We start from the raw sequence: 7,116 nt of genomic DNA on the forward strand, positions 1-7,116 counted from the left end.
GTCATGAACGACCATCCGACTTCCGCAAAATCTAAGGATGCGGTCAATGTCGTCGTTTGGGTCCCCACGCCGCGCCCTCTTTGGCAGATCAGAGTTGGCTACGCTAATGCCTCGCCGTGGTTCCGAACTGCCCCAGTTGATTGAGGCCAATCTACGAAGGATCAGACCGGCGCGAGCTGGCGAAAGTGGTGCAAGACCTCACGCTCGTTGATCGGCTTACCCAGGATCACCGCCCGCGCGTCGCACGGCTCGCAGTCTTCGGGCGTACCCGTCACGAAAATCACCGGGATCGGGCCCAGCTCGAACAGGATCGTTTTCACCGCGAGCGGACCCGTTCCCTCGACCAGCTTGACGTCCGACATGATGAGCTCGGGCCGGCGCTGACGCGCCTGATCGATCGCTTCCTGCTGGGTCACTGCCTGCGACACGGAGGTAGCACCCGCTGCCTCCACCAGCTGCACGATGTAGTCCGCGATCAGGAAATCATCTTCGATGACGAGTACATGGCACATGAGCATTCCTGGGTTGCGTGATGACCTAACCGCTCAGGATCGCTTACGGACGCCATCCGTCTGTAATAATCTCGACATGTCGCTCATTCACCATGCGCGGCGTACCATACGGCATAGCCGGTGTTCCGTGCCGTGCGCCGATCCAGGTCGGGAGTGCCGTCCGTGCACCAGGCCGGTCCGCGCTTGCCCACCCCCTGCTTCGCGCGATCGACGGCCGCACGGGCGCTGGCCTCACCACCAGCGTCACCGGCGCGCCACGCCGGAGCGACTGCCCGCCGGGCTGCCATCAGCGCCGTCACCAACGACTGGCGTTCATCCTCGCTGAGGTTGGGGTTGGCCCGCCAGAGGCGGCCGCAGACGACGATGTAGGGGCCATCCGGCGTCACCAGCGGCGCAGCCGTACGCTCGCTCACATCGGGGCGTCGATCGTGAACGTCACCCCCTCGGGCCGGTAGTCGATGCTGGCCGAGCCGCGGATATGCTGCGCCATGACACGCTCGATCATCCGGGAGCCGAACCCCGTACGGGTCGGCGGGGTCACCGGCGGGCCGCCCTGCTCGATCCAGGAGAAGCTGAACCGTCGCATCTCGTTCTGCCCTATCAAATCCCACCGGATCGCGACGGTGCCGGTAGTGGACAGAGCACCATATTTGGCGGCGTTGGTCGCCAGCTCGTGCAGCGCCATGGAAAGCGCCAGCGTCACGGCAGGCGACAGGCGGATATCGGGGCCGCGCGCCGTGTAGAGGTTACCATCGCCGCCATCGAACGGCCGCAGCACGCCGGCGACTATGTCTGCGACCGTCGCGCCCTCGACCTCGTCGCGCAGCAGCAGCTCGTGCGCGGTCGCCAGGCTGGCGATCCGCCCGCCGACCACCGCGCTCGCCTCCTCGAGGCTGGCGGCGTTCCGCAGTGTCTGGTTGACGACCGCGCTGACCGTCGCGAGCGTGTTCTTGACACGGTGGGTCAGCTCGCCCGCGAGCAGTCGGCGGTGATCCTCGGCATGCTTGCGTGCGCTGATGTCGGTCACGAACCCCGTCATGCTCAATGGGCTGCCATCCCTGCGTTTCAGGAGCTCGCCTTGGGCCGCGATCCACCGTTGCTCTCCGGCAGGCGTCAGGATGCGATACTCGATGTCGTAAGGGGCGCCGGCGGTGGTCGTCGCCTCGACGGCCGCAAGCACCAGCGGTCGATCGTCCGGATGGACCGTCGCCTGAAACTCGGCAAAGCCGAAGGTCGCCTCAGGATCGTAGCCGAATGCCCCCTTGCAGCTCGAGGACGCGTCGAGGTGGTGCGTCGCGGGATCGAGCGCCCAGGTACCGAGCTGGCCGGCCTTCAGCGCGAAGTGCAGTCGGGCTTCGCTATCGGCCAGGCGGGCCCGGGTCTGTTCCGCATCGGCGAGCAGCACGAGCTGCTCGGCTTCCAGCGCCGTCACCCGCTCGCGCTCGGCGGTGACGTCATGCTGCGAAGCGAAGAAGTAGCGCAGCGTGCCGTCGTCCTCGCACACCGGCGTGATGAGCAGCCGGTTCCAGAACGGCGAGCCGTCCTTGCGGTAGTTGAGAAGATCGACCGAGACCTTCTCCCGCTTGCCGATCGCATCGCGCAGCCGTGCGAGCTCGACACCGTCGCTCATCGGCCCCTGGAGGAAGCGACAGTTGCGGCCGAGCACCTCCTCGCGCGCGTAGCCGGTGAGCGCCTCGAAAGCCGGATTGACGTAGACGATCGGGTTGTCGGGCTGGTTCGGATCGCTGATTGCCATCGGCAGGATGGCGTCGCGGCAGCCGACCACGAACGGATCGCCTGACCCAAGCCGATGTGCGAGCGAGATTATCTCAGCTGCCGGATCGTCACCAAGAAGTGCTATCGCATCAAGGTTCGCGCTCTGTCCCAATCGTTCGACCGCTAGCCTCTTGAGCCTATTGGATCAAGCCACATGCCCGTACCTCCCGTTAGTGCGCTGCGTCGCGGGAACCAAGCTGGTCAGATCGACTGAAAGTGCATCAGACCACTCCTGAATGAATGGCGGAGCCGTCAGATGGATCGGCGAAAATTGCCCAACTCGACCGTCGTCACATAGTCCGCTGCCATGGCGATGCCTGGCTGTCCACATCGCTCGATCAAGCCAAGGTCGCTGCGCTGTGCGGCGAAAGCTCGCTCGACTGAGGCATCAAGACTATGCGGTGGGGGCGGGTACGGGTGGTGAACAGGTAGCCGCTTTCTGGTAGCCGAAGCTTCTGGGAGTGCCTGAGACTGAATCGACCCGTTGATAGCTGTGCCGCTCATCGCATTGATGTCGCCGCGCGTGTCGCGAGCATGTCGTTGCGATACCGGCGGCTTGCCATGGCGCCTTGGCAGCGACAGGGTACGGCGATGCCGCCGCCCTCCGCCCCACTCGCGTCTTCGCCTGCCCGGCTTCCGCTGACAGGCTGGGGCCGCGCGCTGGTCCGGGTATATCACGAGTCGGCGAAGGATAACCTCGGCCTGATCTCGGCGGGCGTGGCCTATTACGGCTTCCTTACCCTGATCCCGGCGCTTGGGGCCTTGGTCATGACCTATGGCCTTGTCACCGGCCCCGACGAGGTCGCCAGCCAGATGCGCGCGATCGTCCAGCATGTCCCGGCCGACGCCGCGAAATTGATCGACGATCAGCTGACCAGCGTCGTCACCACGGCGACGGGCAAGAAGGGTCTTGGCCTCGCGCTTGCCCTGGTCCTCGCCCTCTACGGGGCGATGAAGGGAGCCGGGGCGGTCGTCATCGCACTCAACGTGGCCTACGAGGTGCCCGACGACCGCGGCTTCGTCCGCGGCACGCTGGTCAACGCCGCGGTGACCGCGGCGGGGGTTCTCGTCTTCGTGGTCGCGCTGATCTCAGGGTCGCTGTTCGCCGCGCTCGGCCACAGCATCGGCGGCTCGCCGGTCATGGCGGCGGTGATCAAGGGCGGTTCAGGACTGGCCACCGCCCTCCTCGCGCTGACCGCGGTGGCGTTGCTCTATCGATACGCCCCGGCGCGACGCCACGCCCGCTGGCAGTGGGTGACGCCGGGCGCGGTCGTGACCATGGTCGGCTTTCTCGCCGTCACCTTCGGCTTCGGCCTCTACGCCAAGAACTTCGGGCACTACGGCGCAGCCTATGGCTCGCTCGGCGCGGTCGTCGTCCTGCTGCTCTGGCTTTACCTGTCAGCGTACGTCCTGCTCCTGGGGGCCGAGCTCGAACGTGAAGCCGCGAGAGGCGGCGTACGGTCGGGTCGATAGCCATCGTTCATCGCGGTCCCCGCAGTTCGACCGGCGGCAGGCCGACGATGTCGTAGGTCGACGAGGCGATGCCGATCCCAAGCTTGTCGAACTCGGTCAGGATGTCGCGCGCCATCGCGTCTTTGACGTTGCGGATGCCGCGGAGGTGGACGGCAAAGCGCACCGTCAGCTCGAGCCAGTTGTCGGTGATGCGGTAATAGACGTGCGGCGTGAAATCGACCGGGGTAACACCGAAGCGGTCCTGGAGGTCGCGTTTGGCCTCGGCGGCGATCGAGTCGGGCGGGATCGCGTGCGCTCCGGCGGCGGCGAGGATGATGCGTTCGGCGGCGACGCGGTCGGCGGTGTAGGTGATCGGGATCGCCATCTCCTCCCAGATGTAGGGGAAGTCGCGGGTGTAGTTGAACACCGGCTCGGCGAAGATCTTGGCATTGCTGACGGTGACGATGCGGCCGGTGAACTGGCGGCTCTTGACCCACATCGCCGGGTCGGCGTCCTCGACCGCTGGCGGCTGGCCCATCTCCATGATCGTCGTCTGGATGAAGCCGAGGCGGATGACATCGCCGCGAACGCCGCCCATCGAAATGCGGTCGCCGACGGTAAAGGTGCCGCCGCGAAGGATGACGAAGTAGCTGGCGAGTGCCGTCACCGGCTGTTGCAGGGCAAAGGCGAGTCCGGCCGAGACCAGACCGAGCGCGGTAGCCAGCCGCGTCGGATCGCTGAACCAGATCGACAGCAGGCCGAGCGGGAGCAGGATCGTCGCGAGCAGGCTGATTGCCTGCCGCATCCAGAACTTCGACTGGACCGTGGCGTGCTCGGTGCTGTTCAGGACGACCCCGATCAACCAGCGAAGCAGTCGGCTGACCACCAGGACAACGGCGACGAAGGCGAGCGACAGCAGCAGCTTGCGCCTGTTGTCGGCATTGAGGCCGACCCAGTCTATGCCGAGAAAATGCATGGCACCCGTCTCCGTCATGGCGTTCCGGGGGGCGTCCGTCGCGCCTCGGCCTGGTCGATCTCGCGCTGGAGAAAGTAGTTGAGCGCGGTCCGCAGGACGACGATGGCACCGAGCTGGCCGATCTCCGTCCATGTCGGCGCGACGGCAGTGCGGAGGATGTCGGCCCCCAGCTCGAGCTCGAGCGACAGGGCCAGCCAGCGACCGAGGCGCAGGCGGACGACCTCCTTGGCGTCAGGCGCGTCAGGAACGGGTGAGCGCGGAATAAACAGCCATATCGCGCTGACGAAGGCTTCGATCGCCGCTACGCCGATGAGCAATGCCGCCGCGCCCTCGACCCCGGCAGCGAGAAGAAGGGTGATCGATTTGAGCAACTCGATCATCACTCGGCCTCAACACGGGGCAGCTGCCGTTCGCCTATCAGCGCCACGAAAAGTTCGTGACGCTGCTTCAGATCGGCGACATCGGCGGCGTTGGCAATGCCGCGTGTTCCGTCGGCTAGAGCAAGGTCGGCATGTCGATGGAGCGTCGCCAGCCGAGCCACGTCGCGCTCGCAGCCCGCCGTGGCGGTCAGCACCTCGCTCAATCGTATGAGCACCGCGGCGCTGCCGTCCGCATTCTGCCGGATCATGTGGAACATCGTGTCGGTGAGCCCGTCATAATCAACCGCCGGCGCAACCACGCCGCCGCCAGTGCGCATCGTCACTCCGATCGGCAGGGCGCGGCCGGCGATATCGCATAGCGCCGCACCGAGCCGATCGAGCACGCTCATTGCCGTGTGCGGGTCGTTGATACCCGGAGACAATGCCCGGACTGCGACCTCGACCAACTGGCGCACAGCGAACTCGAGGTCCTCGGCGCTAACCCGCTGCGACCCGAGCGCGGTCGCCCGGGTGATCGCCGCCGCCGCGCCGGCGACCGGCGGCGCGACCCACGCGATCGCAGCGCCCGGGAAGACATAATCTCCCGGCCGAACCAGGAGCGTGACTACCGCGCCGCGTGAAGCCGCCCAGTCGGCAAGGCGATCGGCATCGAAGTGCTGCAGGTAGCCGCGACGGGGATCAGCGATAGCGACGGCGTCGGCGGCGACCTTGGCGGTGGGTCGCCAAACCTCAGTCGGCGGTCCGGCGGTGGTCAGCCGGCCGATGGCACGGGTCAAATCAGCGCTGACCAGTTCGACGACAGTGTCGACGTTGATCCGGCTCGCCGTATGGCCGACGAAGTAGACGAGCGTGCCGACGCAGACGAACGCCAGCGCGATGCCGACGCTCATCGACAGATGCGGGATGAACTCGCCCTCGCTCTGGGTCCGGACGCTGCGGAGGACCATCAGCGCGTAGGAAAAGGTGCCGAGAAAGATGCCGAGCGTCGCCTGGTTGCCGCGGTCGCGGACGAAATTCCTCAGCAGGCGCGGCCCCATCTGCCCGGCGGCCAGTGACAACGAAGCGATGGTGATCGAGAAAACCGTCCCCGCGACGCCGATGGTGGACGAGGCAACCGCCCCGAGCAGCGTTCGCGCGCCGGTGCCGCCGCCGTTGTACAGCCAGCGGCTGTCGATCAGCGTCTGCGGCACGAGTCCGGCGCGGTCGACCTCGACCAGCGCGACGGCGAGGACGACGCCGATGACGACGATCGCCGCGGGCAGCAGCCAGAAGGTCTCGGCGATACTACTAACGATCTGGCGCAGACGTGCCGTCATCGGCGCTTCATGACGACAATACGAAAATTATAATAGGGCTGACAGCGGCGGCCGGATGTCATGAGCAGAAGGTCGATCTGCCGCTGGATGGCAAAGTCCGCTTCAACCCGATCAAGCTAAGCATCAGGATGAATGAGGGTCTGCTCTCGAAGCGCTGCAAAGATGGGTTGAATGTCGCCTTATGGGTCAGCATGTAAGCTGAGGCTGCAGATCATCAACCGAGGTCGGTCTGTATCCACGTCGGCGAATGGTGGATGTCGATCGTCTGCAGACGCCCCGGGCCTATGTTTTCGAACCGGTGAGGCACACCTGCTGGTCCCAGCACGATCTCACCCGCCGCAGCCTCGATAACGCCATCGCCGACGAAGAAGCGGGCGCAACCGGCGACGATGACGAATGTCTCATCGTAGGGGTGGACGTGAAGGACCGGTCCCAAGCCGACCGTATCGGTGCCATACGTCAATACAGTGACCGAGCTTCCAAGCGCGACGCCAGCGACGACACCGCGCCACGGTTCCCTGGTGTCGCACGCGAACAGCCGCGCCTTTGCAGCGGGGCGGTGGTCCGGCACGATCGTCGTCGGATCGAAGTCGCGTCTGGTCATTTGGAATCCTCACTTAGGCTCAGAACGAACCCGATTAGACGGTGAAACAGCGCGCATCTGCTCGACAATGAGCGCGCGGCCGCCTTGGCGATGTCAGGCG

8 protein-coding genes are annotated in these 7,116 nt (G+C 65.8%); 1 reads left to right on the forward strand and 7 read right to left on the reverse strand.

Annotated features, from left to right (window positions below; all coding sequences use genetic code 11):
• Window positions 1-161: 161 nt before the first annotated feature.
• From HUV01_RS10010 to HUV01_RS10020, 3 genes are all read right to left on the reverse strand, one after another.
• Window positions 162-512 carry a response regulator gene (locus HUV01_RS10010; protein WP_174298126.1) on the reverse strand — a complete coding sequence of 117 codons (351 nt, stop codon included), beginning with the start codon at window positions 510-512 and terminating at the stop codon, window positions 162-164.
• Between the two features lie 83 nt (window positions 513-595).
• The gene (locus tag HUV01_RS10015; RefSeq protein WP_254606548.1) at window positions 596-925 is read right to left on the reverse strand and encodes a hypothetical protein; all 330 of its coding nucleotides are present in this window, start codon (window positions 923-925) and stop codon (window positions 596-598) included.
• Window positions 922-2,298 carry a PAS domain S-box protein gene (locus tag HUV01_RS10020; protein ID WP_302480041.1) on the reverse strand — a complete coding sequence of 459 codons (1,377 nt, stop codon included), beginning with the start codon at window positions 2,296-2,298 and terminating at the stop codon, window positions 922-924. Before HUV01_RS10020 ends, HUV01_RS10015 begins: the two co-directional genes overlap by 4 nt.
• 581 nt (window positions 2,299-2,879) lie before the next feature.
• Between HUV01_RS10020 and HUV01_RS10025 the strand changes: the two genes are divergently transcribed.
• Window positions 2,880-3,761 carry a YihY/virulence factor BrkB family protein gene (locus tag HUV01_RS10025; RefSeq protein WP_174298127.1) on the forward strand — a complete coding sequence of 294 codons (882 nt, stop codon included), beginning with the start codon at window positions 2,880-2,882 and terminating at the stop codon, window positions 3,759-3,761.
• A 7-nt stretch (window positions 3,762-3,768) separates the two neighbouring features.
• Here the strand turns inward: HUV01_RS10025 and HUV01_RS10030 are convergent, their stop codons facing one another.
• From HUV01_RS10030 to HUV01_RS10045, 4 genes are all read right to left on the reverse strand, one after another.
• The gene (locus HUV01_RS10030; RefSeq protein ID WP_174298128.1) at window positions 3,769-4,716 is read right to left on the reverse strand and encodes a mechanosensitive ion channel family protein; all 948 of its coding nucleotides are present in this window, start codon (window positions 4,714-4,716) and stop codon (window positions 3,769-3,771) included.
• Window positions 4,717-4,730: 14 nt separating this feature from the next.
• On the reverse strand, window positions 4,731-5,096 hold the full coding sequence (locus HUV01_RS10035) for a DUF1622 domain-containing protein (RefSeq protein WP_174298129.1): 366 nt from the start codon (window positions 5,094-5,096) through the stop codon (window positions 4,731-4,733).
• Window positions 5,096-6,412: a DUF2254 domain-containing protein gene (locus HUV01_RS10040; protein WP_174298130.1), complete on the reverse strand. Its 1,317-nt coding sequence runs from the start codon at window positions 6,410-6,412 to the stop codon at window positions 5,096-5,098. The genes HUV01_RS10035 and HUV01_RS10040 overlap by 1 nt, the downstream gene beginning before the upstream one ends.
• Before the next feature lie 214 nt (window positions 6,413-6,626).
• Window positions 6,627-6,983 carry a cupin domain-containing protein gene (locus HUV01_RS10045; protein ID WP_217430976.1) on the reverse strand — a complete coding sequence of 119 codons (357 nt, stop codon included), beginning with the start codon at window positions 6,981-6,983 and terminating at the stop codon, window positions 6,627-6,629.
• Window positions 6,984-7,116 lie beyond the last annotated feature (133 nt).

It is taken from the genome of Sphingomonas bacterium (assembly GCF_903643035.1).
Lineage (GTDB): Bacteria > Pseudomonadota > Alphaproteobacteria > Sphingomonadales > Sphingomonadaceae > Sphingomonas.